The sequence below is a fragment of the Bradyrhizobium sp. CCBAU 53415 genome (assembly GCF_028128735.1).
Classification (GTDB): Bacteria; Pseudomonadota; Alphaproteobacteria; order Rhizobiales; family Xanthobacteraceae; genus Bradyrhizobium.
Genome location: NZ_LBJF01000027.1, coordinates 1,168,205 through 1,194,045 on the forward strand (window position 1 = coordinate 1,168,205; position 25,841 = coordinate 1,194,045).

The 25,841-nt window shown below is 64.2% G+C and carries 31 protein-coding genes and 1 tRNA gene; 17 read left to right on the forward strand and 15 right to left on the reverse strand.

The features are described from left to right. Positions 1-4: 4 nt before the first annotated feature. The gene (locus XH87_RS33570; RefSeq protein ID WP_035709663.1) at positions 5-358 is read right to left on the reverse strand and encodes a GrlR family regulatory protein; all 354 of its coding nucleotides are present in this window, start codon (positions 356-358) and stop codon (positions 5-7) included. A 262-nt stretch (positions 359-620) separates the two neighbouring features. Here XH87_RS33570 and XH87_RS33575 point away from each other — a divergent pair, with 262 nt between their 5' ends. Then, complete coding sequence (locus tag XH87_RS33575; RefSeq protein WP_271590512.1) at positions 621-1,118, forward strand: hypothetical protein; 498 nt, start codon at positions 621-623, stop codon at positions 1,116-1,118. A gap of 45 nt (positions 1,119-1,163) precedes the next feature. On the opposite strand, the gene XH87_RS33580 is transcribed toward XH87_RS33575, so the two are convergent. Next, positions 1,164-1,547 carry a VOC family protein gene (locus tag XH87_RS33580; RefSeq protein WP_200455535.1) on the reverse strand — a complete coding sequence of 128 codons (384 nt, stop codon included), beginning with the start codon at positions 1,545-1,547 and terminating at the stop codon, positions 1,164-1,166. Positions 1,548-1,727: 180 nt separating this feature from the next. Between XH87_RS33580 and XH87_RS33585 the strand changes: the two genes are divergently transcribed. The 3 genes from XH87_RS33585 (at position 1,728) to XH87_RS33595 (ending at position 3,203) form a co-directional block, all read left to right on the forward strand. Beyond that, entirely contained in the window at positions 1,728-2,300 is a 573-nt protein-coding gene (locus XH87_RS33585; protein WP_271590513.1) for a hypothetical protein, read from the forward strand. A gap of 159 nt (positions 2,301-2,459) precedes the next feature. Next, positions 2,460-2,975, forward strand: coding sequence for a hypothetical protein (locus XH87_RS33590; RefSeq protein ID WP_271590514.1), 516 nt, complete (start codon positions 2,460-2,462; stop codon positions 2,973-2,975). 151 nt (positions 2,976-3,126) lie between these two features. Beyond that, positions 3,127-3,203 (forward strand) — tRNA-Arg (locus XH87_RS33595). Between the two features lie 158 nt (positions 3,204-3,361). Here the strand turns inward: XH87_RS33595 and XH87_RS33600 are convergent. Beyond that, positions 3,362-4,327, reverse strand: a complete 966-nt coding sequence (locus XH87_RS33600; RefSeq protein WP_271590515.1) for an AraC family transcriptional regulator — start codon at positions 4,325-4,327, stop codon at positions 3,362-3,364. Between the two features lie 378 nt (positions 4,328-4,705). Then, complete coding sequence (locus XH87_RS33605; RefSeq protein WP_271590516.1) at positions 4,706-4,984, reverse strand: hypothetical protein; 279 nt, start codon at positions 4,982-4,984, stop codon at positions 4,706-4,708. Positions 4,985-5,197: 213 nt separating this feature from the next. Between XH87_RS33605 and XH87_RS33610 the strand changes: the two genes are divergently transcribed. Then, positions 5,198-5,650: a DUF3775 domain-containing protein gene (locus tag XH87_RS33610; RefSeq protein WP_442868331.1), complete on the forward strand. Its 453-nt coding sequence runs from the start codon at positions 5,198-5,200 to the stop codon at positions 5,648-5,650. Positions 5,651-5,690: 40 nt separating this feature from the next. Next, complete coding sequence (locus tag XH87_RS33615; protein WP_035709674.1) at positions 5,691-6,152, forward strand: host attachment protein; 462 nt, start codon at positions 5,691-5,693, stop codon at positions 6,150-6,152. 23 nt (positions 6,153-6,175) lie between these two features. Here the strand turns inward: XH87_RS33615 and XH87_RS33620 are convergent, their stop codons facing one another. Beyond that, a complete protein-coding gene (locus XH87_RS33620) occupies positions 6,176-6,439 on the reverse strand; it encodes a hypothetical protein (protein WP_271590517.1) in 264 nt (87 codons plus the stop codon). Between the two features lie 302 nt (positions 6,440-6,741). Between XH87_RS33620 and XH87_RS33625 the strand changes: the two genes are divergently transcribed. Both XH87_RS33625 and XH87_RS33630 read left to right on the forward strand, forming a co-directional pair. After that, complete coding sequence (locus XH87_RS33625; protein ID WP_035709681.1) at positions 6,742-7,185, forward strand: hypothetical protein; 444 nt, start codon at positions 6,742-6,744, stop codon at positions 7,183-7,185. A 95-nt stretch (positions 7,186-7,280) separates the two neighbouring features. Continuing rightward, on the forward strand, positions 7,281-8,153 hold the full coding sequence (locus XH87_RS33630; RefSeq protein WP_035709682.1) for a DMT family transporter: 873 nt from the start codon (positions 7,281-7,283) through the stop codon (positions 8,151-8,153). 255 nt (positions 8,154-8,408) lie between these two features. Here XH87_RS33630 and XH87_RS33635 read toward each other — a convergent pair whose 3' ends face one another. Beyond that, positions 8,409-8,687, reverse strand: coding sequence for a histone (locus XH87_RS33635; protein WP_271590518.1), 279 nt, complete (start codon positions 8,685-8,687; stop codon positions 8,409-8,411). Positions 8,688-8,753: 66 nt separating this feature from the next. After that, entirely contained in the window at positions 8,754-10,145 is a 1,392-nt protein-coding gene (locus XH87_RS33640) for a cryptochrome/photolyase family protein (protein ID WP_271590929.1), read from the reverse strand. 170 nt (positions 10,146-10,315) lie between these two features. Between XH87_RS33640 and XH87_RS33645 the strand changes: the two genes are divergently transcribed. Next, positions 10,316-12,040 carry a methyl-accepting chemotaxis protein gene (locus tag XH87_RS33645; RefSeq protein WP_271590519.1) on the forward strand — a complete coding sequence of 575 codons (1,725 nt, stop codon included), beginning with the start codon at positions 10,316-10,318 and terminating at the stop codon, positions 12,038-12,040. 119 nt (positions 12,041-12,159) lie between these two features. On the opposite strand, the gene XH87_RS33650 is transcribed toward XH87_RS33645, so the two are convergent. Beyond that, positions 12,160-12,819 (reverse strand): peroxiredoxin, encoded by a 660-nt coding sequence (locus XH87_RS33650; protein WP_035709692.1) that lies wholly within the window; start codon positions 12,817-12,819, stop codon positions 12,160-12,162. A 391-nt stretch (positions 12,820-13,210) separates the two neighbouring features. Here XH87_RS33650 and XH87_RS33655 point away from each other — a divergent pair, with 391 nt between their 5' ends. Continuing rightward, positions 13,211-13,783 carry a hypothetical protein gene (locus XH87_RS33655; protein ID WP_271590520.1) on the forward strand — a complete coding sequence of 191 codons (573 nt, stop codon included), beginning with the start codon at positions 13,211-13,213 and terminating at the stop codon, positions 13,781-13,783. A 55-nt stretch (positions 13,784-13,838) separates the two neighbouring features. Here XH87_RS33655 and XH87_RS33660 read toward each other — a convergent pair whose 3' ends face one another. The 5 genes from XH87_RS33660 to XH87_RS33680 form a co-directional block, all read right to left on the reverse strand. After that, complete coding sequence (locus XH87_RS33660) at positions 13,839-15,692, reverse strand: alkaline phosphatase family protein (RefSeq protein ID WP_271590521.1); 1,854 nt, start codon at positions 15,690-15,692, stop codon at positions 13,839-13,841. A gap of 932 nt (positions 15,693-16,624) precedes the next feature. Further along, positions 16,625-16,867, reverse strand: a complete 243-nt coding sequence (locus XH87_RS33665) for a response regulator transcription factor (RefSeq protein ID WP_244429688.1) — start codon at positions 16,865-16,867, stop codon at positions 16,625-16,627. Positions 16,868-16,970: 103 nt separating this feature from the next. Next, positions 16,971-18,194 (reverse strand): ABC transporter permease, encoded by a 1,224-nt coding sequence (locus XH87_RS33670; RefSeq protein ID WP_271590522.1) that lies wholly within the window; start codon positions 18,192-18,194, stop codon positions 16,971-16,973. Next, a complete protein-coding gene (locus XH87_RS33675) occupies positions 18,191-18,916 on the reverse strand; it encodes an ABC transporter ATP-binding protein (RefSeq protein WP_271590523.1) in 726 nt (241 codons plus the stop codon). Before XH87_RS33675 ends, XH87_RS33670 begins: the two co-directional genes overlap by 4 nt. Beyond that, the gene (locus XH87_RS33680; protein WP_271590524.1) at positions 18,913-20,337 is read right to left on the reverse strand and encodes an efflux RND transporter periplasmic adaptor subunit; all 1,425 of its coding nucleotides are present in this window, start codon (positions 20,335-20,337) and stop codon (positions 18,913-18,915) included. Before XH87_RS33680 ends, XH87_RS33675 begins: the two co-directional genes overlap by 4 nt. Before the next feature lie 596 nt (positions 20,338-20,933). Between XH87_RS33680 and XH87_RS33685 the strand changes: the two genes are divergently transcribed. The 6 genes from XH87_RS33685 to XH87_RS33710 all read left to right on the forward strand — a co-directional run bounded on the left by XH87_RS33685 (position 20,934) and on the right by XH87_RS33710 (position 23,928). Beyond that, a complete protein-coding gene (locus XH87_RS33685; protein ID WP_035714681.1) occupies positions 20,934-21,608 on the forward strand; it encodes a response regulator transcription factor in 675 nt (224 codons plus the stop codon). A 150-nt stretch (positions 21,609-21,758) separates the two neighbouring features. Then, positions 21,759-22,157 (forward strand): hypothetical protein, encoded by a 399-nt coding sequence (locus tag XH87_RS33690; RefSeq protein WP_035714683.1) that lies wholly within the window; start codon positions 21,759-21,761, stop codon positions 22,155-22,157. Between the two features lie 141 nt (positions 22,158-22,298). Then, complete coding sequence (locus XH87_RS33695; protein ID WP_271590525.1) at positions 22,299-22,679, forward strand: curlin; 381 nt, start codon at positions 22,299-22,301, stop codon at positions 22,677-22,679. Between the two features lie 44 nt (positions 22,680-22,723). Further along, a complete protein-coding gene (locus tag XH87_RS33700; protein WP_271590526.1) occupies positions 22,724-23,137 on the forward strand; it encodes a curlin in 414 nt (137 codons plus the stop codon). Between the two features lie 47 nt (positions 23,138-23,184). Further along, a complete protein-coding gene (locus XH87_RS33705; RefSeq protein ID WP_271590527.1) occupies positions 23,185-23,634 on the forward strand; it encodes a curlin in 450 nt (149 codons plus the stop codon). Positions 23,635-23,646: 12 nt separating this feature from the next. Next, a complete protein-coding gene (locus XH87_RS33710; RefSeq protein WP_271590528.1) occupies positions 23,647-23,928 on the forward strand; it encodes a hypothetical protein in 282 nt (93 codons plus the stop codon). 53 nt (positions 23,929-23,981) lie between these two features. Here the strand turns inward: XH87_RS33710 and XH87_RS33715 are convergent, their stop codons facing one another. Continuing rightward, positions 23,982-24,260 carry a hypothetical protein gene (locus tag XH87_RS33715; protein ID WP_035714698.1) on the reverse strand — a complete coding sequence of 93 codons (279 nt, stop codon included), beginning with the start codon at positions 24,258-24,260 and terminating at the stop codon, positions 23,982-23,984. A 284-nt stretch (positions 24,261-24,544) separates the two neighbouring features. Between XH87_RS33715 and XH87_RS33720 the strand changes: the two genes are divergently transcribed. Further along, positions 24,545-24,991 (forward strand): hypothetical protein, encoded by a 447-nt coding sequence (locus tag XH87_RS33720; RefSeq protein WP_271590529.1) that lies wholly within the window; start codon positions 24,545-24,547, stop codon positions 24,989-24,991. A gap of 1 nt (position 24,992) precedes the next feature. On the opposite strand, the gene XH87_RS33725 is transcribed toward XH87_RS33720, so the two are convergent. Continuing rightward, positions 24,993-25,835 (reverse strand): GNAT family N-acetyltransferase, encoded by an 843-nt coding sequence (locus tag XH87_RS33725; protein ID WP_271590530.1) that lies wholly within the window; start codon positions 25,833-25,835, stop codon positions 24,993-24,995. Between the last annotated feature and the right edge of the window lie 6 nt (positions 25,836-25,841).

Sequence of the window (25,841 nt, forward strand, 5' to 3'; positions counted from 1 at the left end):
GATCCTAATCGACGTCTGCGAGCCTATGCAGGGTGGCGCCGAAGATCAGGCTGGCCTTGCCGACCAGCGCCGTGCCCGTCATCTCCGCGCGCGTCTCCGTGTAGGTGCCGCTGACGCCGATGCCGACTGGGGCGGGGCCACCGAACAGCGGATTGTCATCGCCCCGAGGCGAAGTGTGCCGTTGCACCAGCACCTCGCCTTTGAAGGTCTTGTTGTCCTTCACCGTGTAGCTGCCGGTGTAATAGAGGTAGGCGTCGCCGCCCAGAATCTTGCCGTCGCGGAAAAGAATCACGCCGCTGCCCTTGCCGGCTCGCCCATCGAGCAGGGTCACGTGAATTGAATAGAGGCCGTTCTTCATAACGTCCCGTAGGCCGGCCGCCTTCGCCCGATGGCGTAACCGGTCCGGCTTTTATGCCAAAGCGCACCCTCTCGCGCAACGCGGCAGTTTGCCGGCCGGGACGCGGTAGCGTGCAGCGGCGAGCCGTAGTTGTCCCGGCTTGTGCGTGGCGCCGTCATGGCGCTCTGATGATGAAGCGAGGCCCGCCGTTGCGAATCAGAGTTGGCCCGCAAAATGCATAATCATTGTTGCACTGGCCGCGGGGTGCTGGAGCAAGACGAACGTGACCAACTGGATCGATTCCGGCGGCGATGAGCCGCGTCTATGCAGTGCGCGTCCCACGAATTGCAGAAGCGAACAACGGCGGATTGGCAGCACCACACGCTGGCGAAGGGTGACAAGGCTGGTGTGCGCCTCGGGCCTGATTGCGCTCGCGGCTCCCTTCGGGCACGCGCGTGACCGCGGCCAGTTCGTCAACACCAATGCCGAATTGAAGGCATGGTTCGACGGTCTGCGCAGCGGCAAGGGGCCTTGCTGCTCCGATGCCGACGGTTCGGCGCTCTCCGATTCCGACTGGGACAGCAAGGACGGGCACTATCGCGTCCGCGTCCCGCGCTATGGCTACACGCTCGACGGCCAGCAGCAGGAGCTCGTCTGGGTCGACGTGCCCGAGGAGGCCGTGATCTCGGAGCCGAACCGGGTGGGGCGCACCATGGTCTGGCCGATCTACGGCTACATGGGCGTCACCATCCGCTGCTTTATGCCCGGTAGCATGACTTAACCGCCCCGGTCGGCTGATGCCTGAGGCGGCACGCGTTGCGCTACGTCAGGTGTATTTCTTGTCGCGCTCGAGCAGCTCGATGGAGATGCCTTCGGGGCCGCGGATGAAGCAGATGCGTACGCCGGGCCGGATGGTCGTCGGCTCGCGCGTGAACGTGACGCCCTTGGCCTTGATCTCGGCGGCGACAGCGTCGATGTCCTTCACCGTCAGACCAAAATGGTCGAGCCCCTGATGCGGGTGCGGAGGCGGCGGGTTGACGGCGCTGTCGCCCTCGAGCGGTGCGATGAAGATCCTGGCCCCGCCGAGGTTCACGTCGATCCGTCCCGGCGCGCGTACGATCTCGCCACCAAGGATGTCCCGCAGCCAGGCCGCCGTGGCCTCTGGATCGGGGCTGCGCAGATGGACGTGATCCCAAGTGACGACTGGCATTTCAGGTTCTCCCGACGCGGTCTTCGATGTTGCAGCGCATGTTAGCGGCCCGCGCCGGTCATCGCCACCATCGCTGCCGACTCGCAACCACAGGGGAACCTTAATTCGTCTGCCGGATTAAGGTAAGCAGTGACCGAATCCGCCGTTGATGGCGCTTCGGCCGCGATCGGTGGTGCAATCATGAACGCCAGGCTCGACCGGATCGGATTGGGACGCTTCGCCGGGACCGGCGAGCGACTGGCGCGGGCCGTAACGATCGCGAGCGTCTCGTTTGGCCGCAGCCTTCTTTGGCTGCTGGCGGCAATCGTCGTCGGGGGCGGCATCTGGATGCTGCTGCCTCTTTCCAAAGGCAATAGTGCTGAGCCGATGAGGCCGGAGCTCGCGACTGTTGAGGCAGCTCCTTCGGGGGATGCGTCCGCGGTGGTGCCGCCGGCGTCCGAAGCTCAGGCACCGGCAACGGCAGATCTCGGCCATCTCAGGATTTCATCGCAGACCTGGCGCCGCGGCGGCCTTGGCTCCAAAGCCCTGGTGACGTTCACGCTGCGAAACGACAATGATTATGCCGTAAAGGATGTCGAGATCGTCTGCGCCTTTACGCGGCGCGACGGCAGTCATCTTACCGACCGCAGCCGCGTACTGACGGATCCGGTTAGCATGAAGAGCCGCAAGACCTTTGCACGTATTTCCGTCGGCTTCGTCAACGTGAATGCCGATCAGGCGAAATGTTCGCTGGTTGCGGCACGCCGCGTCTAAGGGCAACGTGTTCCGGTAGCGGAAAAGTTACCCTCCGCGGATCTTGGCCAAAAAACCAAGCGTCGCCATTTGAACCGAATGGCTGGGCCAGGAACCAATTGAGAGATCGCCTGTTGAGGCAGAGAGCCCACGCGGGGATGCGGGGGGCGGAGCGCGGCTATGCCCATCCTTAGGTATTTCGTTTTTGTCGGTGGAGCCTTGCTCGCACTGCTGTTCGCGGCAAATTTCGTTTTCCCGGCGGCACCCGTCGCAGAAGCCGTCGCGACCGCGAGCAACGACCAGCCCTTGATCCGCATTCGGTCCGATCGGCACCTGCCCGAGCGAGTCGTGCTCGACACCAGCCAGCCGACGATTGCCGCACCGGAGGTGAAGACCGCCTCCGTTGCGGCTCCGCGGCCGCCGGTCCAGGAGGGCCTGCCGCCGGCTTTGGCTGAGATGTCGGCCAAGACGCGGGTGCGCGAGACCTTCGCGCAGTTCACGCCGGCACCGAAGGCCGAAAATGCCGCGGCCAGAAAGTCCGGGGCCACTCAGCCTCAAAATCCTCAGGCTCAGGCTGTTCCGGTGCAGGCTCAGCCCAAGCGCAAGATCGTCAGGGCGCATCACGCGCCGCAGCCCGGCCGGCCGATGCTGGTCGCTCAGCAGCCGCATTTCGGCCTCTTCAACATGACCTGGTGACAGCGCCTTCGATCCGCCTCGAAGGGGGCGGGTAGGGCTTTTTATTGGCCGGCCTCTCTGCTAATTCGAAGCGACCCGAACGCCGTCCGCCGTGCTGCTTCCTGACCAGCACCTGTCGGGCGAATTTAGGGTGGCCCGGTACCGGGCCAGGGCGCTCGTAGCTCAGCTGGATAGAGCATCGGATTTCGATTCCGAGGGTCGGAGGTTCGAATCCTTCCGAGCGCGCCACTCTGCGATTTGTCCAGTGTCCAGCCCGGACACATAGGTAACAGAACGTACCTGAGACATGGGTGACAACCTCGTGCCGAACGGGTTGTCGGTTGTTCCAGACATGTTCGGAAACGGCGCTGATGCCGGGTCACCGTCGCGACGGCCTGCGACGTCAATCAGCCTGCCGGGATACCGCTTCGCCGGCCGCGTGCCAGCGTGTCGGAGGGCGCCTCGTGGAAGGTGGCGCGATAGGCTGCGGCAAACTCACCGAGATGGTGGAAGCCGTGGGCGCGTGCGCAGGTGGCAACGGTGATGCCGCCGCCCTTGAGGAGGCGGGCGCGGGTCGCCCACAGCCTCTTCAGGCGAATGTACTGGTGCAGGCTCATGCCGCGCACTCTGCTGACGGCGCCGCCGAGCGTCCGGACCGAGACGCCGAACTCGCTGGCGAGATCGGCGGTGTAGATCGGCGCGGTCGGATAGGTCGCGACGTAATCGTCGATGCGCTGCACGAGCTTGATCGCCCGCTCGCCCTGGACCGGGGCGCTCCGATCCGACATCGAATCGATCCGAAACAAATCGTCGAGCGCGAGCAGCAGGCCTTCCTGGAGATGGGCCGCAACTTCGGTGGTTTCGAACAGGCGCGGCTGCACTGACGCGGTTCGCAGGATGTCGAGCAGGAGTTGTCGCGTGTGGAGCAGGGCGGGCCGGTTCGCGACATGGGCCCGCAAATCGTCGGCGAGGTCGAACCAGCCCCGGTCTCTCAACTCGGGGGAGAAGATGATCATCGCATGATGATTGGTCCGGGGTTCGACGAAATGGCACTCATCGTTGCCGCGGAGCGCAACGAAGAAGCCGGCGTCGAGATCCATTCCCTTGAAGTTGACCCGAAGGTCGTCGGTCATGGACAGGATCACCATCCCGCCCGGCATGCGATAGGCGGTGTCGAGGATGCGTGCGAACGATCTCGTCATGATGATGCGGCAAGCCGGCAGGGAGACGACGGCGCGGGCCGCCGCGAAGTTCGGGATGTCGAGCGGAATGCTTCTCGCATCTTCCATCGTCTCGATCGGCCGAAACGCATCGATGTCGGAAAAGCCGACCAGTTGCAACGCGGAGGAGGGAGCGAGGTTGTCGAACAACATGGTTCTGGCCGGCCGCTGAAATGAAACAATCAAATGAACGTCGATGCATCGCAATCAATGGCGAAACATCGCGTTTCAGTAAACCGGATTCCAGGCCGTAGTATTGCGGACATCATGCCACGAAGTCCGTCAAGTCCTCGGCGGTGCGCCGGAGGCGAGGTCGATGAAAATGCTGCCTTATGCTCGCGTGACAGGCGAAGGGCGCAAAGCTCCGTTCCTCCTGCTGCTGCGTCCTTCGACCGCGCCTACTTGTTCATGCCTAATGGCATCGAAAGATTTCATCCTTGATCTGGATCGGATTTGAAACGGCCGCAGGCAGTGCAGCCACGCAAGGCACGATCTCGCAAAAGCGAAGTGGCCCGAAGGCCCCTTCAAACGTCACCAGCGGCGATAGCCGCGATAACCGTAGTAGCGTGGACCGTAATAGCGCGGCGGCCCATAATACCGCGGGCCGTAGTATGGCCGCGGCCCGTAATACCCGTAGTAGTTCGGGCGCCACCAGCAGCGCCCCCAGGCGTTGCAGACCATGCGGACCTGTTCGACGCCGGAGAGCTGCGGTGTCGCAGGTGCGGGCGCGATGGGCATGGCGAATGCCGCCGACGATCCCACGAGGCCGCCGAACAGGGACGCGGCGACGATGCCAATCTTGAGATTCATGATGTCTTCCTCCGCTTACGCGATGCAGGATATCGAAGTTGTTCTGATCAAATTGTGGCGGAACCGAAATGTAATCCTGATGAACCAACCTTCAGCACGCTGGCCAGCCCCGCTCTCAGCCTGTCAGCTGGCTTTGGCTGTAGGTTCATGCCGTGCCTTAAACCTTGATCCTGCGCAATTCACAGGTCTGCCCTGGCTCTTAAAGTTGCTGAAATGGCAGTGGCGTGGTGCCTGCTGCCGGGCAAGGTGAGCTGGATGCGAGACATTCCAAATCTGTCGATCTCGCCGGAGAAGGTCTTCTTCGTCATCTCGAAATCGCGTCGCTCCGATAGTGAAGCGGCCGGGGGTGGCGTCATCCTGGACTCCGGCGACGACGACGCGAGCTATGGCCGCGGCGGACGCGGCCATACCACCGATCGCGCGGAGCTTGCGGGCTTCATCCGCGATCTCAATGTCGACGAGCAGATCGATCTCGTGGCGCTGACTTGGCTCGGCCGCGGCGACGGCGATCTCTCCGATTGGCGCGAACTGCGCGGTCAGGCCGCGCAAGCCCACAACCAGCGCACCGCCGACTACCTGATCGGCACGCCCATGCTCGCCGACTATCTGGAAGAGGCGATGGCGCAATTCGGCAAGTCATTCGAGGAATTCGAAGAACAGCTCTGATGCCGGATGCTGCGCCTGCAAATGACAATGAGAGGTTGTGATGGACAAGATGAGAATGGACAAGGGTGACTGGCTGGTCGTGTGTGACGGTCGCAAGGCGCTCATTCTGGAGAACCTCGGCGACGAGATGTTTCCGAATCTCCACACCAGAGAGGTGCGCGAGCAGCCCAACCCGTCGACCACCGCGCAAGGCAGCGATGCGCCAGGCCGATTGCATCCGGCAGCCGGCGGGTCGCGCAGCTCGGTCGAGCAGACCGACTGGCACGATGAGGCCGAGCGTGCCTTCTTGCGGGAGCTGGCCGACCGGCTCGATGCTGCCGTCAGCTCCGGCGAGACCAAGGCCCTGACCATGGTGGCCTCACCGCGCGCGCTCGGCATGATCCGCACCGACTATTCGGACGTCGTGCGCAAGGCGCTTCGGGGAGAGGTCGCGAAGGATCTCGTCAAGCTGCCGGTCTACGAGATCGAGAAGCAATTGCTGATGTCGGGCGCTGCGAAATAGGTGCCGAAAGAGGGCGCGGCGCCTCAGTAGCAGGGGTGCCGCCGGCCGTCCTGGCCGATATAAGCGGATGCACTCCGGTAGCAGTGGTTGGTCGACGGGCCGTCGTAATAGGCGAAGGTGCCGGGGGTGATGCCGGGTCCGTAATTGTGCAGATAGCTGATCGGGTAGGGCAGCGGGCTGACGTAGGAGCGGTGGTACCGGTGATGTCCGCGCGCGTCCGCGTGGCCAGGGGCCAGGATTGCAGCCGTCAGGGCCGCAACCGCGGCTACAAGCGTCAACTTGCTCATCTCGATTCTCCGGAACCTGCTCGAATAGGTCAGTCATTTTATAGCAATTTCGGGCGGTCAGGCATCGCTCCGGAGGCCCGAAATCACGGCCTATCCCGCAGATTTTCGGGTGGGTGTGACAGAATTGCCGGACATAGGGTCGAAAGCTGCCCATTTTTGGCCTTTTCGGGATGCTTAATGAATTCCCCACACAAGTATGACCAAAGAGTATTTGGATAAGAATCCCGTCGCCGGCCCCTGGGATCGTTTTGCGGGTCCTTCGAGGTCGGTCCATTCCTGAAGGCCATCGCCGTCACCTCGCCATGCGCATCACGCTTCTGAGCCTGCTGTTGCTCTCCGTCGCCGCTACTCCGGCGCGCGCCGAGCTGCACATCACCCGCGACCATGGCGGCTATGTCGAGGAGTACAAGGCCAAATACAAGCGCGTTCGCGAGAAGGGGGAGCGCGTCATCATCGACGGCATCTGCAATTCGGCCTGCACGCTCGTGCTCGGCATCGTGCCGATGAACAAGATCTGCGTGACGCCTCGCGCCAGCCTCGGCTTCCATCAGGCCTATTACGACAAGGCGTTCACCTTCGGCATCAAGGTCACCAGTGCCGAAGGCACCTCCGATCTAATGTCCTACTACCCCGACAAGGTGAAGGACTGGATTCGCCGCAATGGCGGGCTCACCACCGACATGAAGAAGATCAAGAACGGCGTCGAGCTCTGGAAGATCATCGACCCCTGTCCGGACGAATGGTGAACGGCTGAACCAGACCACTGCTGCCCGTCGCAGCGCAGCATCGTCGGGACGAATTCGCATTGCCGTATGGCCTCCACTGAGGCAATGAGGCGGCAATGAACCAAAATCAAGAAACCCTGACCGCCCGCGCGGCGCCGATCCTGTTCGTGCTGCTCTGGAGCACCGGATTCATCGGCACCAAATACGTCGTCGACAATGCCGATCCCCTGACCTATCTCGCCATCCGCATGGCGATCGTGGTCGGCCTGATGGCGATCATCGCAGGCATCGCGCGGCCGAAATGGCCCGATCGCGCCGGCATTGCACACAGCGCGGTCGCCGGCATCCTCGTCCACGGCTTCTATCTCGGCGGCACCGCAATCGCGATCGCGCATTCGATTCCGGCCGGCCTTTCCGCGCTGATTCCGGGCCTTCAGCCGATCCTGACCTCGACCATTGCCAATCGCTGGCTCGGCGAGCGGGTGACGCCGGTGCAATGGGCCGGGCTCGTGCTCGGCCTCGGCGGCGTCGTGCTGATCCTGCACAACCGCCCCATGACCGGCGAAGCAGGGCTCGGCTGGCTTGCCTCGGTGGTCTCGCTGATCAGCATCACGCTCGGTACGCTCTATCAGCGCCGCTACTGCAACCACATCGACTGGCGAGCCGGCAATCTCGTGCAATACGTTGCCGTCACAATTTTCTTCGCGATCGGAGCATTCCTGTTCGAAGACCGGGTGGTGCATTGGACACAGGAGTTCGTGCTCGCGCTCGCCTGGCTCGCCGTGGCGCTCTCGATCGGTTCGATCGGGCTGTTGTACTGGCTGATCCGCCACGCCGCAGCAACCTCGGTCGCGAGCCTGTTCTACCTGGTGCCGGCCGTCACCGCGCTGATGGCCTATCTGCTGTTCGGCGAGAGGCTCGATGCGTTGGCGATTGCCGGGATGACGATGTGCGCGGCGGCGGTGTTCGTCGTCAACCGGCGCTCTTAAAGCATGATCCGGAAAAGTGCGCAGCGGTTTTTCGAAAAGATCATGCTTAAACAACAACCCAAAGCGCGATGACGATTCATTCTAATCGTATCGCGCTTTAGGCGGACAGAGCGCGGCGCTGGGATACATCCCTGCTGAGCGCGGCACGTTCGTGGTCGGCTGGACCGGCCGGGCCGCCGCGCGGAAGGGTCGCGTATCGTGGGGCAGGTCTCCAGGCGGATGTCCACTCCGGGAGACCTGTTCTGAGCGTCGTGATCAGCGCTTCGCCTTCTTGGCCTTCTTCTTCTTGCCGGCTTTCTTGACGCCCTTTTTCGCAGATGTCTTGCCGGCCCTCTTCGCGGTCTTCTTGGCCGCCTTCTTTGAGGACGTCTTCGCCTTCTTCTTGGACGTCTTCTTCGGGCCTACTTTCTTCGCGACCTTCTTGGCGGCTTTCCTGACTTGCTTGACGGCGGCGACCGCCGCGTCCTTGGTTGCATCGACGGCGCTGGTGATCGTGTCCATCGCCTGTTCGGTGATCGGCTTTTCGTCGTCCATATCGTCCCCCACGGTTTGATTGAGGCGATGACGATAGCGGGTTTCGAAATTGTGTCAAAGCGGCGCTCAACCTCTGCGGATCTTTGCGTAGGCGGCGAGCGCACGCTCGCGTCCCCTGGCATGATCGATGATCGGCTGCGGATAGGTCTTGCCGAGCGTGATGCCCGCGCTCGCAAGCTCGATCGGCGTTGCCTGCCAGGGCTGGTGGATCAGCTTGGCCGGCAGGTTCTTCAGTTCCGGCACCCAGCGCCGAACGTAGGCGCCGTCCGGATCGAACTTGTCGCCCTGGAGCACCGGATTGAACACGCGGAAATAGGGCGCTGCGTCTGCACCGCAGCCGGCGACCCACTGCCAGTTGGCGGGATTGCTGGCGGGGTCCGCATCGACCAGCGTGTCCCAGAACCAGGCTTCCCCCTCGCGCCAGTCGATCAGCAGGTGCTTGACCAGGAAGGAGGCGACCACCATCCGCACCCGGTTGTGCATCACCCCGGTGTGCCAGAGCTCGCGCAGACCGGCATCGACGATCGGATAGCCGGTGCGCCCGCGCTGCCAGGCAGCGAGCGCCTTGTCATCGTGCGTCCAGGGGAAGCCATCGAAGTTGGTTTGCAAGTTCGCGGTGGCGAGGTCGGGATGGTCGTGGAGGAGATGACGGCAGAATTCGCGCCAGCCGAGCTCACTCAGGAATTTTTCGATGCCCGGCCCGAGCGTCGGATCTTCGGCCGCGGCGAATCGCGCGGCGTGCCAAACTTGGCGAGGGCTGAGTTCGCCGAACCTCAAGTGCGGCGAGAGCCGCGAGGTGCCCTCCCGGTCCGGGCGGTCGCGGTCGCCGGCATAGACGCATGCGGTGCGCTTGAGGAAGTCGCGGAGGCGGCCTCGTGCTGCGGCTTCGCCGGGACCCCATGCCTCGCGCAGGCCACCCGCCCAATCGGGTTTGGCCGGCTCGAGTTTCCAGCTCTCCAGGCGATCGCCGGCGATCCTTGCTGCAGGGCGCAGCGCCTTCGGTGCGGGCAGCGGCTTTGGCGGATCGCCGAGCGACAGCACGCGCCGCCAGAATGGTGTGAACACGCGCAGGCTCCGGCCGTCCTTGTTGCGGATCGCCGAGGGTGGGACGAGCAAATCGCCGGGGCAATTTTGCGAGTCTGCTCCGAGCTTTGCCAGCGCCGATTCAAGCGCTCGTTCAACCCACCGATGCGGCGCCTGGGCAATCCCGTTCCAGTAGACGGCGCGGGCGCCGCTCTCGCGCACCACCTCGGGGATAACCCTGGCGGCCGGTCCCCTTCGCAGGGCCAGCGATCCGCCGCGCTCGGCGATCTCGGCCTCGAGCGCCCGCAGCGACTGCGCCAGCCACCAGCGCGCCGCGCCACCCGGTGCCCGCCCGGTCGTCTCATCGAGCACGTAGAGGCAGACCACCGGCGCTCCAGTCTCCGCGGCGGCGTGCAGGGCGGGGTGGTCGGACAGGCGGAGATCGTCACGAAACCAGACGATGATGGGCGGCACGTTTGGCGCGGTCAGGGGGTGTCCTCGTTTACGATTTGGAAAGGCGTGCCGCCTGCAGCGGTATGATGGTCGTTAATGCCGCCGTAAGCCTGTTGCACGATTATGCAGGAATTACCGGGGTCATTCCATCCATGTTCAAAGCTTCGAAGTTCCTGCCGCAGTTCAAGCTGGGCACCAAGGCTGTCTTGTGCGCCGTGCTGTTGATCGCCATGAATACGGGGCTCGTGGTCGGCTCCGGTTATTGGTCGCTCACCTCCGCCTTCAATGATCGCGCGCTCCGCGACATCGACGTCAGCCTGCGCACGCTGGCGCTGGCGTTCGCGGAGACCGTTCCCGAGGCCAAGATCACGGTCCAGGACGGCGCAGTCGTGCGCGCGGAAATCCCCAAGATGCCCGACTTCAAGGACCATGCCATCGTCGATCGCGCGGTGTCCTATGTCGGCGGCAATGCGACCCTGTTCGTGTTCGACGCGACGAACGGCCAGTTTGTTCGCCGCTCCACGAATGTGAAGAAGGAAAACGGCGACCGCGCCGTCGGCACCCAGCTTGCCGCCGATCATCCGGGGCAGGCCGCGCTGCGCCGTGGCGAAGCCTATAAGGGGCCGGCCACGCTGTTCGGCAAGACGTTCATGACCGCCTATTTTCCGATTTTGGACTCGACCGGCAAGGTCGCCGGCATTCTCTATGTCGGCATCCCGATGGTCCAGTACGAGAACATGCTGACTCAGGCGATTTCGAGCATGGCGGCGGCCGCAGGGCTGGCCGCCCTTCTGGTGCTGGCCCTGACCTTGCTGGTCGTCCGCCGCATCACCCGGCCGCTCACCTCGGTCACGCGCTCGCTCACTGCGCTTGCCAACGGCGAGAGCGACGTCGCGATCGAATGCGAGGATCGTGCCGACGAGATCGGCGAGATCGCCCGCACGGTTGCGGTGTTCAAGAGCAATTCGCAGGAGCGGGCGCGCCTGCGCAGCGAACAGGCGGCGGCAACGACTGCCGCGGCCGAGCAGCGCAAGGCGGAGCTGCGCAGCTTCGTCGAGGGGTTCCGCGGCAGTGTCGGCGGCATTCTCGACAAGGTGCTCGCATCGTCGGGCGAGTTCGAGCGTGCCGCGCGGCAACTCACCGACGCCGCGCGCTCCACGGCCGATCTGTCGGCGCAGTCGGCGGGAGCTTCTGAAAGCGCCTCCGAGCACGTGCGTTCAGCTGCGTCGGCATCCGACGAGCTGTCTCAATCGATCTCCGAGATTACCCGCCGGGTGCAGGAATCCAACGAGATCTCCGCCGAGGCGGTGCGGCAGGCCGAGGCGACAGACCAGCGCATCGCGCAACTCTCTGAAGCCGGTGCGCGCATCGGCGACGTCGTCAAGCTGATCACCTCAATCGCCGAGCAGACCAATCTCCTGGCGTTGAACGCCACCATCGAGGCCGCGCGCGCAGGCGATGCCGGGCGCGGCTTCGCGGTGGTGGCTCAGGAGGTCAAGACGCTCGCCGGACAGACTGCGAAAGCGACCGACGAGATCTCGAGCCAGATCGAGAGCATGCAACTCGCGACCGAGGAATCGGTCGCCGCCATCAAGGCTATCAGCCAGACCATCGAGCGCATCAGCGGCATCGCAGGTTCGATCTCGGCTGCGGTCGAGCAGCAGAAGAGTGCGACCCACAACATCGTTGCCAGCGTTCGCGCGGCGGTATCAGGCACGGCCGATGTCGCCGTCAATATTCGTCACGCCGCCAAGGGCGCGAGCGAGACGGGCGAGACGTCCAACCGGATGTTTGCCTCGGCCCGGGCGCTGTCGGGCGAGAGCCTGCATCTGAAGGCCGAGGTCGACGGTTTTCTGGACCGCGTGCGGACGGCGTAATCGCTACAGTCGTTCCGGGGCGGTCCGCAGGACCGAACCCGGAATCTCGAGATCCCGGGTCTGGTCCTTCGGACCATCCCGGGATGACTTTTGCGGTTGCTATCCGCAACCGCCAAAAGTCATTTCGGCTGCGGCACGATGCGGAGGTAGGGCTTCGGCTCCTTCCAGCCCTGCGGGTAGATCGTCTTGGCCTCGTCGTTGGAGACCGAGCCCGCGATGATGACGTCGTCGCCCTGCGACCAGTCGGCCGGCGTCGCGACGCGATGCTTGGCGGTGAGCTGGAGCGAGTCGATGACGCGCAGGATCTCCTGGAAGTTCCGGCCCGTCGTCATCGGATAGACCAGCACCAGCTTGATCTTCTTGTCCGGCCCGATGATGAAGACGTTGCGGACGGTCTGGTTGTCGGCGGCGGTGCGCTTGAGGGGATCGCCCGAGATCGCGGCCGGCAGCATGCCGTAGAGCTTCGAGACGTTGTAATCGGTGTCGCCGATCATCGGGTAGTTCGGCGCGGCGCCCTGGGTCTCCTTGATGTCCTCCGACCATTTGGCATGGTTGTCGACCGGATCGACCGAGAGCCCCATCAGCTTGACGCCGCGTTTGTCGAACTCCGGCTTCAACTTGGCGAGAGCGCCGAGCTCGGTCGTACAAACCGGCGTGAAATCCTTCGGGTGCGAGAACAGGAGCGCCCAGCTGTTGCCGATCCAATCATGGAACTTGATCTTCCCTTCGGTGGTCTCGGCTTCGAAGTCGGGGGCGGTGGCGCCGATCGGAAGTGTCATGGTTCTACCTCATCGCATTGAATTTGCTTGGGAATTGATCTTGGGTCGTCACGGTCATTATAGGGGCTTGGCGAACCCAAGTGAACGCCATGTGAACCACTTCAAGTAAAATGTGAATTCCTTCTTTGAAGGGCCGATTTCCCAGCACCTTTCTGTTACAGCGGCGCCTGCTGTGAAACATCGCCACCGGAGCAGCACGGGCTCGATTGCCCCGATAAAGCCTTTTATGACTTTCATCACGCTCGCCCGGCGCGCCCCAGAACCAAAATGGTCCTGACAGCGACCAATTGGCAACCATCTGGAAAAGTCGCGATCCCCGTATCGAATCGTTAACCACCCCTTCACGCCGGCATGAAAATGCTGGCCGTCGGAAGAAATCTGGAAGTGAACTATGTCCGCCGCTGCGCCTAAGCCTACCGAGTCGTCGTCCCTCGAACCGTCCTGCCGCGATACTGCGGCTCATGCACTCTCCATCGTACGCGACGGCGTCATCACGGGCGAAGGCCCGACCACCAAGGGCCGCGTCCACTTTTCCCGCTCGCTCGATGCCGACGATACCGCCTGGTGCATGCGTATCCTCACCGCGACCGCCGTCAACGATCAGCCGGTCAGCCGCACCGAGGCCGAAGTCCTGTTCGAGATCAATGAGGCGGCCACCGAGCGCACCGACAGTGGCCGGTTCGACGACCTGCTCGCCAAGGCGGTCGCCCACTATGCCGCGAGCGCCTCGGGCCTGAAGGTGCCGCCGCGCAGCGTGGCGCTGTCGGCCGACACCGAGATCGAGAGCTGGGCGCCGTCTTATGCCTCCAAGGTCAACAGCGAGATGCTGGAGTGGATCGCCGGCCAGATGCGCGGCAAGCGCCAGAACAACCGTCGCCTGATGGCGATGGTGGCGACCTTCCTGGGCGCCACCGCACTGCCTCTGGCGGGCCAATTGCCGAACGTGTTCGACATTGGGATGTAAGAGACCGGGCATGTAAGATCTTGCGCGTCACTTGAGGACGCGAGGGAACGGCGGGCTACTTCCCCGCCGTTTTTTGTTTGCCGGCATCAGGCTCGAGCCCCAGCGTGCGGCCTGGGAAGCCGGCGGCATCGAAATAGCGCTGGCTGCCGACGCGCTGGAAGTTCAGCACGGTCCTGAGGCCACCCTCCGCGGGCCTGGACTTCAGCGTGCCGACAAAGGCCTTCGGCACGATGCCGTTGGGCATGGCCTCCGACATCACCCGGCCGACGAGGCCGCCGTTGTGCGCACCGCGCAGGCCCATCAGCTGGGCTGCCGTCATGCCGACGTCGGCATTGCTGACCGGAATCTCGTCGACATAGCCGGCTTTGAAGTCCGGTCCGATGGCGGCCATGAAGTTCATGGTGTCGCCGCGGCTGAAGCTGCCATGCATGCCCTGGCCCTGGCGCAGCACGGTGTCTGCGACCTGCACCGAGCAGTTGGTCGGCGCCTCGCCGCAATCGCTGGCATAGGAGCGGAAGTTGACGACGATCGACGGCGTCGGCGTCGCCGACTTGCCGCGCAGATTGATGCTCGACAGCGGCAGGGTGCCGGGGAAGCGGCCGAGCGAGTCCTCGACGAACAGGCCGGAGACGTAGTCCTGCTCGAGCAGCGCCTTGATTGTCTTCGCCGCCAGCTTCCTGTCCTTGCTCGGCAGATAGATCAGGTCGGAGCCGCCATTGGTGGCGACGACGAGATCGGGCCTGGTCGGATCCTTGCCGAGCACGCCGTTGCCGGCCTTGGGATGCCTGTTGCCTTCGACCTTCGCATTCTTGTCGTTGGGGTCGAACAGCGGCAGGTCGAGCGCTTTCGCAAGGTCGAGCGCCAGGAAGCCCATCGGCAGGAAATCCTTCGGCGTGTCGTCATAGCTGACCTTGACGGAGGGGCTGGTCTTGCTCTGCTTGGAGATGGTCGAGAAGCCATGATCGGCCGAGACGATGATGTTGGTCGAGGCGGCGAGCCCGAGCTCGTCGAGCGCCTTTCGGAGCTGGGCGAGGTTGGTGTCGGCGTTCTTGATGCCCGCCATCGAGGTCGGGCCATTGATGCCCGGCTTGATCTGGTTGAGGCTGTCGCCGGTATTGTGCTGGCTGCCATCAGGGTCGCGCGACCAGAACACCAGCACGAACGGCTTGTTGCGCGCCTTGAACATCGGCAGCACCACCTTGGTGGCGACGTCCGCGAAATAGGCCTGCTGCGCGACGTTGGCGACCGTCGTGCCCGGCGTCTTGGCATCGCCCGCCTTGGAATTGTCGCCGCGTGGCGGCGTGGCAAGCGGAAGGCCGGCCTTGGTCAAGGCGTCCTTCACCTCGTCCGACAGTGCAACACCGTTCTTGCCGCCAGTGGAGTCGTCGAACACCATCGAATGCGGGCCGGGCTTTTCAGCCTTGTCGGTGTGGTCGAACTGGTAGGTCGGGCCGACCTTGCCGATCGCGGCGGTGCTGAGGCCCTTGTCGCGGGCCATCTTCAGAATGGTCTCTTCATTGAGGTAGTCGCCCTTGAAGTGCTCGTCGATGTCGCCGAGCACGGCGTCGTTCTCGATGAAGGGGACGACGGTGTCACCTGCGGGTGCGGAGGTGTAGTTGGTCCAGATCGTGTTGGAGAACACGCCGGTGTCGCCGAGATAGTGGCCGGTCGACATCGCCGAGCCGTTGGCCATGGTGAAGGTCGGGAAGAGCGAATGCGGGTTCCTGAAGTTGACGCCCTTGTCGCGGATCTCGGCCATTGCGGGTGCCGTCTCCGGTGTGACCTTCAGCGCGCGAAGACCGTCGGGAATGAACAGGATCAGGTTGCGGGGCGTGTTGTTCTGGGCGGAGGCAAGTCCGGTGGACAGCACGGTCAGTCCGGCGGACAGCAACACCAGTGAACGGCGCATCAAATCTCTCCCTGCGGTGAGGCGGCGTGGCCGCGACCCGCGGCCCCCGGCAATCGTTTAGTTTTGCTGTATGACAGTCTTGTTACAAGAGCGGAAGGCCACGCAAAGAAGGGCAGGGGCGAGGTGGCCTCGTGTCCCGGACGCGCTGCAACGCCCATAGCGCGTCGAAGACGCGCGTAAACGCGCTTTTGGCGTTGCTGCGCTGAGCCGGGACCCATGCAGTCGCAAATTCAGTGCACGAAGGTTCTGGGCCCCGGCTCTGCAGCGCATCACTTCGTGCTGAGCAGAGTCCGGGCCACGAGAGCTTGCGTTCGCAGGGCACGCCTTCGCATCCTCGCGGCTTGTTTCGCCCGAGCTTTGCTTCCGTCGCCTCACCCTCACATGAAAGAGGGCGCAGGGAAGACCGGATGCCGGCCGGGCACCCGCGGTCCACTGTGCGAAAGGTGGCAACAAGAATTTGCACAGCGGCATACAGGTGTAGCCAAGCAATCGGCCTTCCCTGCGCAGTGGTTTTACGGCTTATGTCGCGCTCTCCCCGGGGAGCGATGCACTATTGCCCCCGTCGCCTTGCGGATGACTGATGCGCGTGTCCGGTTGGGCCGCCACATCACCGCAAGACTTGGCGCACAGACCCCGGGCGCCAGGACCACACGATTTTGCCGTACGCAAACCACACCCGTCGCTGGCACGACGCGTCCGCTCACGGTTGCCCGCCCTGCGAAGCTGTTCGCGCCGGTGTGACCCACGTCCACCGCCGTCCGGCCCGCGTGTCGTGACGATCGCGATACGCCCCTCTTCCTTGGGCCGGGTTTGTCGCGACATGTACGACAATTCCGAAATTCGGCAAAGTGAAATATTTTCGCTACCGCGCGTTGACCTAGGGCTCGCGTGTTTTGCCCGTCGGGCAACGCAAGGGATTGTGACCGGAACACTCAATCCGGCGCGGTTAGCGCCCGTGGATTTTGTGTTGCCGTCGGATAACGTTCGGCCTTGGCGAGATCACGGCGAAGCGACGACGGCGCGGCGTGCAATGCAAACACGATCGCGATCTGCGTTCTGTTCTGAAGCCGGTATTTCCGCATGATGTTGCCGATGTGCGCCCGCACGGTATTTTCCGAGATACTGAGCTCGTAGGCGATGTTCTTGTTCTGCATCCCCCGCGCGATCAGCATCATCAGCTCCCGCTCGCGCGGTGTCGGTGTGATCAAATCCTTTGGATCCGAGCTCATGGCTAGTGCCTCCCTGGCCTTTGCTTGATGCGAACATCCCAGCATGTCCTCACTCCGTCTTGAGCGCCTCGATCGGGCTCAGCTTTGATGCCTTATGGGCGGGATAAAAACCAAAGATGAGGCCAGTCGCGATGGAGAAGACGAGGGAAAGGCCGATCGCCTGGCCGTCGATCGAGGTGATCCACCCCGCCATGCGAGCCACCGTCATCGAGAGCGTGATGCCGCCGGCGACGCCGATGGCGCCGCCGAGCAGGCAGAGGACGAGCGCTTCACAGAGAAACTGCAGGCGGATGTCGCGCATTCGCCCGCCAAGCGCGCGGCGGATGCCGATCTCCCGCGTGCGTTCGGTGACCGACACGATCATGACGTTCATGATGCTGATGCCGCCGACGAGGAGCGAGACCGAGGCGATGGCAACGAGCAGCAGCGCGACGGTGCGGATCGCTCCCTGCTGTGCCTCCATGGCGGCGGCCGGGTCCTGGACCTTGAAATCGTCCTCCTGGCCGGCGGGGATACGATGGCGCTGCCGCAGCAGGTTTTCGATCTCCGATCGTGCCCCCGCCATCTGACCATCCGAAGCCACCTTGGCGATGATGTAGGCGACCGAGTCGCGGTTGATGTTGCTTGCGCTGCCCAGAAAGCGCAGCTTGGCCGTGGTGAGCGGCACGAAGGCGACGTCGTCCTGCGCCGGGCCCTTGCGGTCGAGAACGCCGACCACCTCGAGCGGCACCTTCATGATCCTGATCTGCGTGCCGATGGGATCGTCGCCTGGCGCGAACAGCTCGCGCGCAACCGTGCTTCCGAGGATCACGACCTTGCCGGCACCGGCCTCCTCGGTGGCGGAGAAATAGCGCCCGGTCGCCAGCTGCCAGTCTCGCACCATGAAGTGACCGGTCGTCGTGCCGTTGATCGTCGTGTTCCAGTTTTTGCCCTCGTGGATAACCTGCGCCGTCCCGGCGATGGAGCCGGCCGCGGCCTGGATTTCCGGAATCTGCTCGAGAATGGCCTGCACGTCGCTCTCGGTCATCGTCAGCTTGCTGCCGTCCTTGAGGCGCACGCCGCCCTGGTAGACCGCGCCGGGAGTGATCATCAGCACGTTGGCGCCGATCGAACGGATCTGCTCCTGGAGACGGAGCTGCGCGCCGGACCCGATCGCAAACACCGTCACGATCGAGGCCACGCCGATCACGATGCCGAGCATGGTGAGGAAGCTGCGCAGCAGATTGAGGCGCAAGGCGTGCAAGGCGATCTGAAAGCCCTGGAGCATCGTCATGACGCAGCGCTCCGTTTCGGCAGAATCGGAGCCGGCGTCCTGTCGCCGACGAGCTCGCCGTCATGCAGATGGATCGTGCGCCGGCACTGGGTCGCGATGCCGGAATCGTGCGTGATCATAACGATGGTCTGGCCGGTCCGGTTGAGCGCGGCGAACAGGGACAGGATCTCGGCGCCGGTGCGGCTGTCGAGCGCGCCGGTCGGCTCGTCCGCGAGCACGATCAGGGGGGAGGCGATCAATGCGCGCGCGATCGCGACGCGCTGCTGCTCGCCGCCGGAGAGCTGCCGCGGGAAGTGATGGGCCCGGTGCAGCATGCCGACGTCCCGAAGGCGCTGCTCGGCGCGCGCCAGACGTTCCTTGCGACCGACGCCGCAATAGACCAGCGGCAATGCGACGTTCTCGATCGCATCGTGCCGCGCGAGCAGATTGTAGGATTGGAACACGAAGCCGATGCTGCGGGCGCGCAAGGACGAACGGCGATCTTCCGTGAGCTCGGCGACGTTGGCCCCCTGGAGGTAGACCGCCCCTTCGCTCGGCAGGTCGAGCAGTCCAATCATGTTCATCAGCGTCGACTTGCCGGAGCCGGACGGCCCCATCACGGCGACGATCTCGCCTTGCGCGATGTCGAAGCTGACATTGCGCACGGCGGCCACCGCGACTCCCTCGGTGCGATAGGTCCTGCTGACCGACTGAAGGCGGATGAGGGGCGGAGAGGCGGTCATGACCCGAACCTGATTCCGAGAATTTCCATGCCTGCCGGGCGGATGGCCTGGCCGACGGCGACCTGGCTGCCCTCGACAAGGTCTCCGCTCCGCAGCGCAACCTGCTCGGTGCCGGCTGCGCCGACCGTCACGGCCACGTGCCGGAGCGCGCCGCTCGCGGTGCGCACCCACACGCCGCTGCGTGCCGTGGCGTCCGGCCGCGTGCCGGCCGGGTGGAAACGCAGCGCGGCGAGCGGCACCTTCAGCACGTCGTCCTGGCGTTCGATCACGATCTTCACCAGCGCGGTCATTCCGGGGAGCAGCGCGCCGTCGAGATTGGAGGTCGCCAGGACCACGGTGTAGGTGACGACATGCTGTTGGGTCTGCGGCGCCTTGCGCACCTGGCGCACCACGGCCTCGAAGCGGCGGTCCGGGTAGGCGTCAACGGTGAAATGCGCGCGCTGCCCGGGAGCGATACGGCCGATATCGGCTTCATCGACCTGCGCGTGAATCTCCATGTCCTCCAGGCGGTGCGCCACCATGAAGGTGGTGCGTGATTCCAGTCCGACTGCGAGCGTCTGGCCCTCGTTGACGAACCTGCCGACGACGACGCCGTCGATCGGCGAACGGATGACGGTGCGGTCCAGATCGGCCCGGGCCGCGGCGAGCACGGCGGCCTTTTCGGGCACGGCCATGCGTGCCTGCTGCAACTCCGCCTCGATGCGGCGGACGTCGGCTTGTGCCCCCTCCACCGAATAGGAGTTGAGGGACATTAAGACCTCGGCCTCGCGCTCCTGGGCCAGACGTGCCGTGAACTCGGTCTGCGCGTCGTCGACTGTCGTCGTCGCCACGACGTTTTGCGACTGGAGCGCCAGCTTCCGCTGCAGGGTCTTCTGCGCCGAGCTCTTGACCGCCTGGGCGCTCTCGAGCTTGGCGGCGAGCACGTCCCGGCTGCCCCTGGCGTTCTCCAGGTCGATCCTGGCGCGATCGAGCTTGGCCCGCGCGATGTCGACCAGGGAATTGGCGACGGCCAGGGAGGCTTGGGCCTCGTCGACCTTGGCCGCAAAGCTGCGCGGGTCGATCAAGGCGAGCGGCTGATCCCTGGCGACGGTGTCGTTGAAGTCGACATAGACCCGGGCGAGCTGGCCGGACAGCTGGGAACCCACCTCGATCGTCTTGACGGGCTGCAGGGCGCCGGTGACGGTGACGGTCTGCTCGATGCTGCCGCGCTGGATCGAAGCGTAGCGGAACATTGGCGCATCCGACCCGAAGGTCGGGGCTTCGCGACCGACCGGCACGAGCAGGCGCCTGGTCGATTCCAGGACGTGCGACGCCTTGTCCGCAGCGCTCCCGGCCGCGCCCATGACGACCGGCCCCGCGGTGGTGACCGCGACGAGGCCGCATGCAGTTCCGAGGAAGGCAATGATCGAAACGAATCGCATATCAAAAACCCGCCTCTTGAAAATGGCTTCGCTGGCGGCACGGACGTATCGCTCGCTATGGTTGTATTCTACCACAGCGATATCAATCGTCAGTATGTCGCTCCTGCAGGGGCGACGGTCGGGCGCGGCTGATGATCCAGAAGTAAAGTCGTCGGGGTGCGACTTTTCGTGATTTGCTGGAGATGCATACGGAGCGTATCGATATGGCGCGTGCCGCATCGAATTCGACAAGTTTACTGAACGTCCCGTCTGCTCCGGCCGAAGCGGCCGGTGCCCGGCGTTCTGGTCGGCACGTGAGTGATGATGCATGACGCAGCTGGCGATACAGCAGTCGATACACCGGATGGCCGCGTTCTCGACATCGCGCGCCGCCGCGATGCGCACAGTGGCGAGCTCAACTCTCTCCAATCACGAAGCTCGATATGTGAACGCCTTCACTGGTGGTGAGCGGATGTTGGCCCTAAGAGGTCGAACCGGTGGACGGATGCGACTCGCCCGATCCCTGCGACTTTACCCAAGCACCTTGTCTTCGCCTGCGAGAAGAATGGATGGCTCGTTGCTTGCCTATCGAGACCCAAGCCGGGGAGTCCGTTGCCATGAGTTCATGTCAAGCCATGGTTTATGTCGTTGATGACGAAATTCAGATTCGAACTGCGATCGGAAGTCTCTGCGAGGAAACTGGACACAAGGTGAAGTTGTTCGCCTCGACGGAAGAGTTTCTCGGGGAGAATATTTCCGGCGGGCCTTCGTGCCTCGTGCTCGATGTGCGCTTTCCCGGCACGTCGCCGACCGGCCTCGAGCTTCAGCGCCGGCTCGCCGAGACAGGCGTGCCCATTCCGATCGTCTTCATCAGCGGCCATTCCGACGTCCGCATCTCGGTCGAGGCCATGAAGCGCGGCGCGGTCGAGTTTCTGCCGAAACCCTTTCGCGAGCAGGAGATCCTCGATGCGATCAGGCATGGCATCGAGCGCGATCGCAGACGGCTCGAACGCGAAGATGCCATGCGCGAAGCCCGCCAGCGTGTTGAGACGCTGACGGCGCGAGAGCGCGAGATCATGCTGCTGATGGCTGAAGGGCTCATCGCCAAGCAGATCGCGGCGCGACTTGGCGTGAGCGAAGTGACGGCGAAGGTGCATCGCGCCAGGATGATGCGAAAGCTGGAGCTGCGGACGCCGATCGAGGTGGTGCGGCTGATCGACAGCATGGGGCTGGAGGCAGACGCTGCGCGCGTTGGCGCGGTGCATTCTTCGTTTCACGCCACAGGGCACTGACGCCGCGCGAATCTAGTCGGTCCGGACTAGCATGAACTGCAGTCTGTCGCCTCGGGGCCAATCAGTTCACAGTAATCCCATGATGTCGGTGCGTTCGACGACCGGCATCGCCACTCCTGGTCAGATACTTTGGCAGAAAAGGGATTAGCCATGCGCAAATTGTTTCTCGCTTCCGTCGCCGTGTTCGCTCTCTCGTCCGCTGCTCACGCGGCCAACACCGCCACCACCGTTCAGGTCGGCGGCGCAAACTCCTCGACCGTGACGCAGAACGGCGTGACGAATGACAGCTCCAGCACGACCCAGATCGGCTTCTTCAATTCGGCGACCACCTCGCAGGGCCTCGGCATTCCGTCCCTCAACAACGTCAGCACGGTGAGCCAGACTGGCGGCATCGTGAACACGGCCACGACCCTGCAGAACGCCTTCGGCGGCAACAACAGCTCGATCTCTCAGAGCTCGTTCCCCTTGCTGCCGCCGAGCAACAGCGCAACCGTGGGGCAGAACTCGATCTTCCTCTTCGGCAACACCAGCGTCATCAACCAGCATTGAGCCAGCCCTGAACCGCCCTGGGCGCGCAGCAGCGCTGCGCGTCCGGGCGGCGCCTGGAAGACACCGCACAGCCGCCCGACCGGAGGCGGATCTACGGCCGCTATTCTTTGCGGAGGACATCCAATGCGTGTCAAATTTGTCATGGCGACGGTCATCACCCTCAGCGCGTTGACCGCTGGCGGAGCCAACGCCGGAAATTCGGCCAGCGTGCTGCAATTCGGCGGAGCGAACAGCTCCGTCATCTCCCAGAGCGGCGGCACCAGCAACACTGCCACCACCCTGCAGTTCGGCACGATCAACTCGGCGACCATCTCGCAAGCGGGGACATCGACTTCGGTCAACTCGCTGACGATCGGGCAGGGAGGATGGCTGGCGGGGGCCGCGATCAGCAATTTCGCGCTGGCGGGGCAGAGCGGAGGCTCGAACACGAGCCTGATCGGGCAGATCGGCGGCAACAACGCGGCCTTTCTGTCTCAACTCGGCGTCTTGAACGGATCGACGATTCTTCAGCAGACCCCGTGATGGGGGGGGCATTCCTGGTATCGGCAACATCGCAGAGGCCTGCCATGAAGCATCAGTTTTTCGCAGCCGCAAGTATGGCGGTTCTTGTCGTCTGTTGCACACAGATAGGCTCGGTGCAGGCGCAGACCTTCGACTTCAGGAACATCGTGTCGGTTGGCGGTGCTCCCGTCACGGTGAACCAGAGCAGCCAGTTCAACATGGCTGGCCTGTTCATGGTCGGCGGTAGCACGAGCGGTACCGTCGTGCAGGCCGGGACCACCAACGTCGTCGGGATACTCCAGTTCGGCGGGACGACGTCAGCGTCGGTCAGCCAGATGGGAATTTTCAACTCCGCTTCGATTGGCCAGGTCGGCCAGTCGGCGTCGAGCCTGCTCTCCCAGCTCGGCGCCATGAATTCAGGATCCGTCGCGCAGTTCGGCGCGGTCAACACGTCGACGGTCAACCAGAGCGGTCCGTAGGATCGGCGCGAGCCGGAAGCCACAGAATCCGGGCGGGGCGAATTGCGATGAGACACGGCAGGCATGTTCTGGTGATGATGGCGGCACTCGCCGCCGGGAGCGTGGCGACGGAGGCCTCCGCGGGATCCGTCCAGCGAAGCGTGACCAACCGGAACGTGAGCATCGAAACGGTCGTGCAGTTCGGCGACAGCGTCCAGCCTGTCACGATCGAGGAGAACAGCCGCATCAACATCGCGCGGGTGATCCAGGTCGGCGGGACCGGCACGGCGGACGCGACCATCGTCCAGAACGGCACGCGCAACTATGCCAACGTGATCCAGGTCGGCGGCATCACCAATGCCGTGATCGGTCAGTCCGGGGTGAGCAATACCGCCGGGATCACCCAGATCGGCAATTCCACCAACGCGCTCCTGCTCCAGATCGGAGACATGAACACGGGAACAGTGCGGCAGTTCGGGCGTTTCAACTGGCTGGCGATCTTCCAGTTCGGCCGATGATGGAGGCGTGACATGAAGTTGCTTGTGCTCGCATCCGGACTGGGACTCATGACCGTGGTTGCGACGGCGCCGGCCGGAGCCGGCGACGGTCACACCACGGTGGTCCAGGACGAGAACGGATCGTCGGTCATCACCCAGAGCGGTGATCCGGCGCAGGCCGAGGTGAGAATCGAGAAGGCGCCCGGGCGCACGACGGTCTATCGCCGCAGCGGCGGAAATACCGCCATCGTGACACAGGGCAGCGGAAGTCCGCAGGACCTGCTCGACTGGCTGCGCAAGCAGCAGGGCCGCTGACGTACGAAGGCCCACCGCCCGCAGCGGGACGGTGGGCCTCGCGTCAATCGGCCTTACCAGCGATAGCTGCCGGTCAGCGTGCCGTTGTTGTTGCCGTCGGGGCCGACATCGCCCTGCGTCGAGCTCGGCGTCGGATGGTTGGTGCCATTGAACGCGCCGTAGGGCCCCACGACGTCAGGATAGTACGCGCGCGGTTGTACCGGTTCGTAAGGGGCCGTGCGGTCCGAGCCCACGCGTGGTCCGTTCCAGTCGTAGCCCTGCGCCGAGGCGGCCGCGGTGCCCACGACCAGCGATGCCGTGATCAGGCATAGGAGTTTCGACTTGTTCTGCATTGGAGATGCTCCTTGCTTGTGCCGGGGCCAACGGTTGCGATGCGGGAGCGTTCCGGACGTATGGGCCGGGAGCGGTCAACTCCGATCAACTGGTTATGAAGCGCACGCCGTGGAACGGAATGGCTGAAACGAGATAAGAATCCCGGGCGTTCTGCCGCACCATGTTCCCCGTTAACCTCGTGCCTTAACCAATGATTAATTATACGTTTGCGGGTGGGCGTCGGCCGGGCCTAGCCTCTCGCGGGGAGCCGCTATCGCAGAGCCAAACGAGTGTGGTGCGTATCATGATTGCCAGATCACTTGGGGCGTTGTTCGCCTCGCTCAGCGCAGCCGCGCTGCTCCTTAGCTGCAGTGACAGTCTTGCCAGACCCGCTGGCGCCGCGTCGCCCGGCGTCGTAGCCGCCGCGCCTCGGGCCGCAGCACGTGCGCCGATCGGGCCGGGCGCCCGGTTCCATCGGCGGAGCAACCCCTGGGTCTATTGGCCGGGCGGCGGCGGCTTCTTCTACGACGGCGCCGGCTACAGCCAGCCCTTCGCCGATCCAAGCCAGCCGCTCTCCACCGATGTGCGCTACACCTACACCTATGATGTGCCCTGGGACTGGACGCATCGCTATCCACCGAACGTCGTTCCGTCCGACCGCCCCTATGTACCGAGCTGCCCGACGGAGCAGGTGACGGTGCCCGGCCGCGGCGGCAGCGAGCACACCGTCAACATCATGCGCTGCTACTGAACTAGCCCAGCTCGAAGCTGGTCACGCCGAAGACACGGTCGATGCGAAGCGGCGCGATCGGTCCGGTGTACATCCGCGCCGTCTCGAACACGGGCTTGAGGCCGAAAGAGGCCGCGAGCGCGATGGCCTCGCGATTGACGGCGGGGACATCGAGGAAGACCTCGCCGCCGCCCGCGTTTTCCAGCAGGGCCTGCACAACCGCCTCCGCCGCCGCGCGATCGTCGGCGACGAGCGGGCCGATCTTGTAGCCCGTCCGGCACGGACGGATCACGCCCCATGCGGCGAGCTTGCCGTCACGCAGCAACGCGCGGCCAACGTGACCGGGTGTGTTGATCCAGGCGCGCAAGAAGGCGCTGCGCCGGGCCGGGAAGACGGTGACATCATCGGCTTCAACAATTGCAAACGGGATCTTGTCGAGGGCGACGACCTCGGCAGACGGTTTCGGCCGCACGGTCACGACGCCGCCGTGGCGGATATTGGCGTAGGCAAGCTGGAAGCCCGATTTCCTGTAATTGTCCTGCTGCGCCACGACGCCGTCGAGCCCGATCACGCGCGCGCCCGCATGCGCGATCGCCGCGTTCCAGAGGCGCAGGCCATGGCCCGCGCCGCGAAAGCGCTCGCGCACGATGTAGAAGCCGAGGAAGGCGAAGCGGTCGTCGTAATTGACGCAGGAGACGGTCGCGACCGGCTCGCCGTCGATCTCGCCGACGAAGAAGCCCAGCGCATCGGGGATCGCGAAGCAGGCGGCATCGGCGAGGCCCGGATTCCAGCCCTCGGCCGCGGCCCAGTCGACGGCGAGGGCGATTTCGTCGGGGCGCAGGTTGCGGATCTGCAAATCACTCATCTCAAG

Bases quoted from the DNA above. Each gene is read 5' to 3' on its own strand.
- XH87_RS33685 (WP_035714681.1), top strand. From the start codon at position 20,934: ATGAGTTCATGTCAAGCCATGGTTTATGTCGTTGATGACGAAATTCAG.
- XH87_RS33725 (WP_271590530.1), bottom strand. From the start codon at position 25,835: ATGAGTGATTTGCAGATCCGCAACCTGCGCCCCGACGAAATCGCCCTC.
- XH87_RS33590 (WP_271590514.1), top strand. From the start codon at position 2,460: ATGCCCATCCTTAGGTATTTCGTTTTTGTCGGTGGAGCCTTGCTCGCA.
- XH87_RS33710 (WP_271590528.1), top strand. From the start codon at position 23,647: ATGAAGTTGCTTGTGCTCGCATCCGGACTGGGACTCATGACCGTGGTT.
- XH87_RS33715 (WP_035714698.1), bottom strand. From the start codon at position 24,260: ATGCAGAACAAGTCGAAACTCCTATGCCTGATCACGGCATCGCTGGTC.
- XH87_RS33580 (WP_200455535.1), bottom strand. From the start codon at position 1,547: ATGCCAGTCGTCACTTGGGATCACGTCCATCTGCGCAGCCCCGATCCA.
- XH87_RS33615 (WP_035709674.1), top strand. From the start codon at position 5,691: ATGGACAAGATGAGAATGGACAAGGGTGACTGGCTGGTCGTGTGTGAC.
- XH87_RS33655 (WP_271590520.1), top strand. From the start codon at position 13,211: ATGTCCGCCGCTGCGCCTAAGCCTACCGAGTCGTCGTCCCTCGAACCG.
- XH87_RS33610 (WP_442868331.1), top strand. From the start codon at position 5,198: ATGGCAGTGGCGTGGTGCCTGCTGCCGGGCAAGGTGAGCTGGATGCGA.
- XH87_RS33700 (WP_271590526.1), top strand. From the start codon at position 22,724: ATGAAGCATCAGTTTTTCGCAGCCGCAAGTATGGCGGTTCTTGTCGTC.
- XH87_RS33690 (WP_035714683.1), top strand. From the start codon at position 21,759: ATGCGCAAATTGTTTCTCGCTTCCGTCGCCGTGTTCGCTCTCTCGTCC.
- XH87_RS33670 (WP_271590522.1), bottom strand. From the start codon at position 18,194: ATGACGATGCTCCAGGGCTTTCAGATCGCCTTGCACGCCTTGCGCCTC.
- XH87_RS33620 (WP_271590517.1), bottom strand. From the start codon at position 6,439: ATGAGCAAGTTGACGCTTGTAGCCGCGGTTGCGGCCCTGACGGCTGCA.
- XH87_RS33645 (WP_271590519.1), top strand. From the start codon at position 10,316: ATGTTCAAAGCTTCGAAGTTCCTGCCGCAGTTCAAGCTGGGCACCAAG.
- XH87_RS33680 (WP_271590524.1), bottom strand. From the start codon at position 20,337: ATGCGATTCGTTTCGATCATTGCCTTCCTCGGAACTGCATGCGGCCTC.
- XH87_RS33625 (WP_035709681.1), top strand. From the start codon at position 6,742: ATGCGCATCACGCTTCTGAGCCTGCTGTTGCTCTCCGTCGCCGCTACT.
- XH87_RS33695 (WP_271590525.1), top strand. From the start codon at position 22,299: ATGGCGACGGTCATCACCCTCAGCGCGTTGACCGCTGGCGGAGCCAAC.
- XH87_RS33605 (WP_271590516.1), bottom strand. From the start codon at position 4,984: ATGAATCTCAAGATTGGCATCGTCGCCGCGTCCCTGTTCGGCGGCCTC.
- XH87_RS33665 (WP_244429688.1), bottom strand. From the start codon at position 16,867: ATGATGCTGATCGCGCGGGGGATGCAGAACAAGAACATCGCCTACGAG.
- XH87_RS33650 (WP_035709692.1), bottom strand. From the start codon at position 12,819: ATGACACTTCCGATCGGCGCCACCGCCCCCGACTTCGAAGCCGAGACC.
- XH87_RS33600 (WP_271590515.1), bottom strand. From the start codon at position 4,327: ATGTTGTTCGACAACCTCGCTCCCTCCTCCGCGTTGCAACTGGTCGGC.
- XH87_RS33660 (WP_271590521.1), bottom strand. From the start codon at position 15,692: ATGCGCCGTTCACTGGTGTTGCTGTCCGCCGGACTGACCGTGCTGTCC.
- XH87_RS33585 (WP_271590513.1), top strand. From the start codon at position 1,728: ATGAACGCCAGGCTCGACCGGATCGGATTGGGACGCTTCGCCGGGACC.
- XH87_RS33675 (WP_271590523.1), bottom strand. From the start codon at position 18,916: ATGACCGCCTCTCCGCCCCTCATCCGCCTTCAGTCGGTCAGCAGGACC.
- XH87_RS33720 (WP_271590529.1), top strand. From the start codon at position 24,545: ATGATTGCCAGATCACTTGGGGCGTTGTTCGCCTCGCTCAGCGCAGCC.
- XH87_RS33570 (WP_035709663.1), bottom strand. From the start codon at position 358: ATGAAGAACGGCCTCTATTCAATTCACGTGACCCTGCTCGATGGGCGA.
- XH87_RS33635 (WP_271590518.1), bottom strand. From the start codon at position 8,687: ATGGACGACGAAAAGCCGATCACCGAACAGGCGATGGACACGATCACC.
- XH87_RS33630 (WP_035709682.1), top strand. From the start codon at position 7,281: ATGAACCAAAATCAAGAAACCCTGACCGCCCGCGCGGCGCCGATCCTG.
- XH87_RS33705 (WP_271590527.1), top strand. From the start codon at position 23,185: ATGAGACACGGCAGGCATGTTCTGGTGATGATGGCGGCACTCGCCGCC.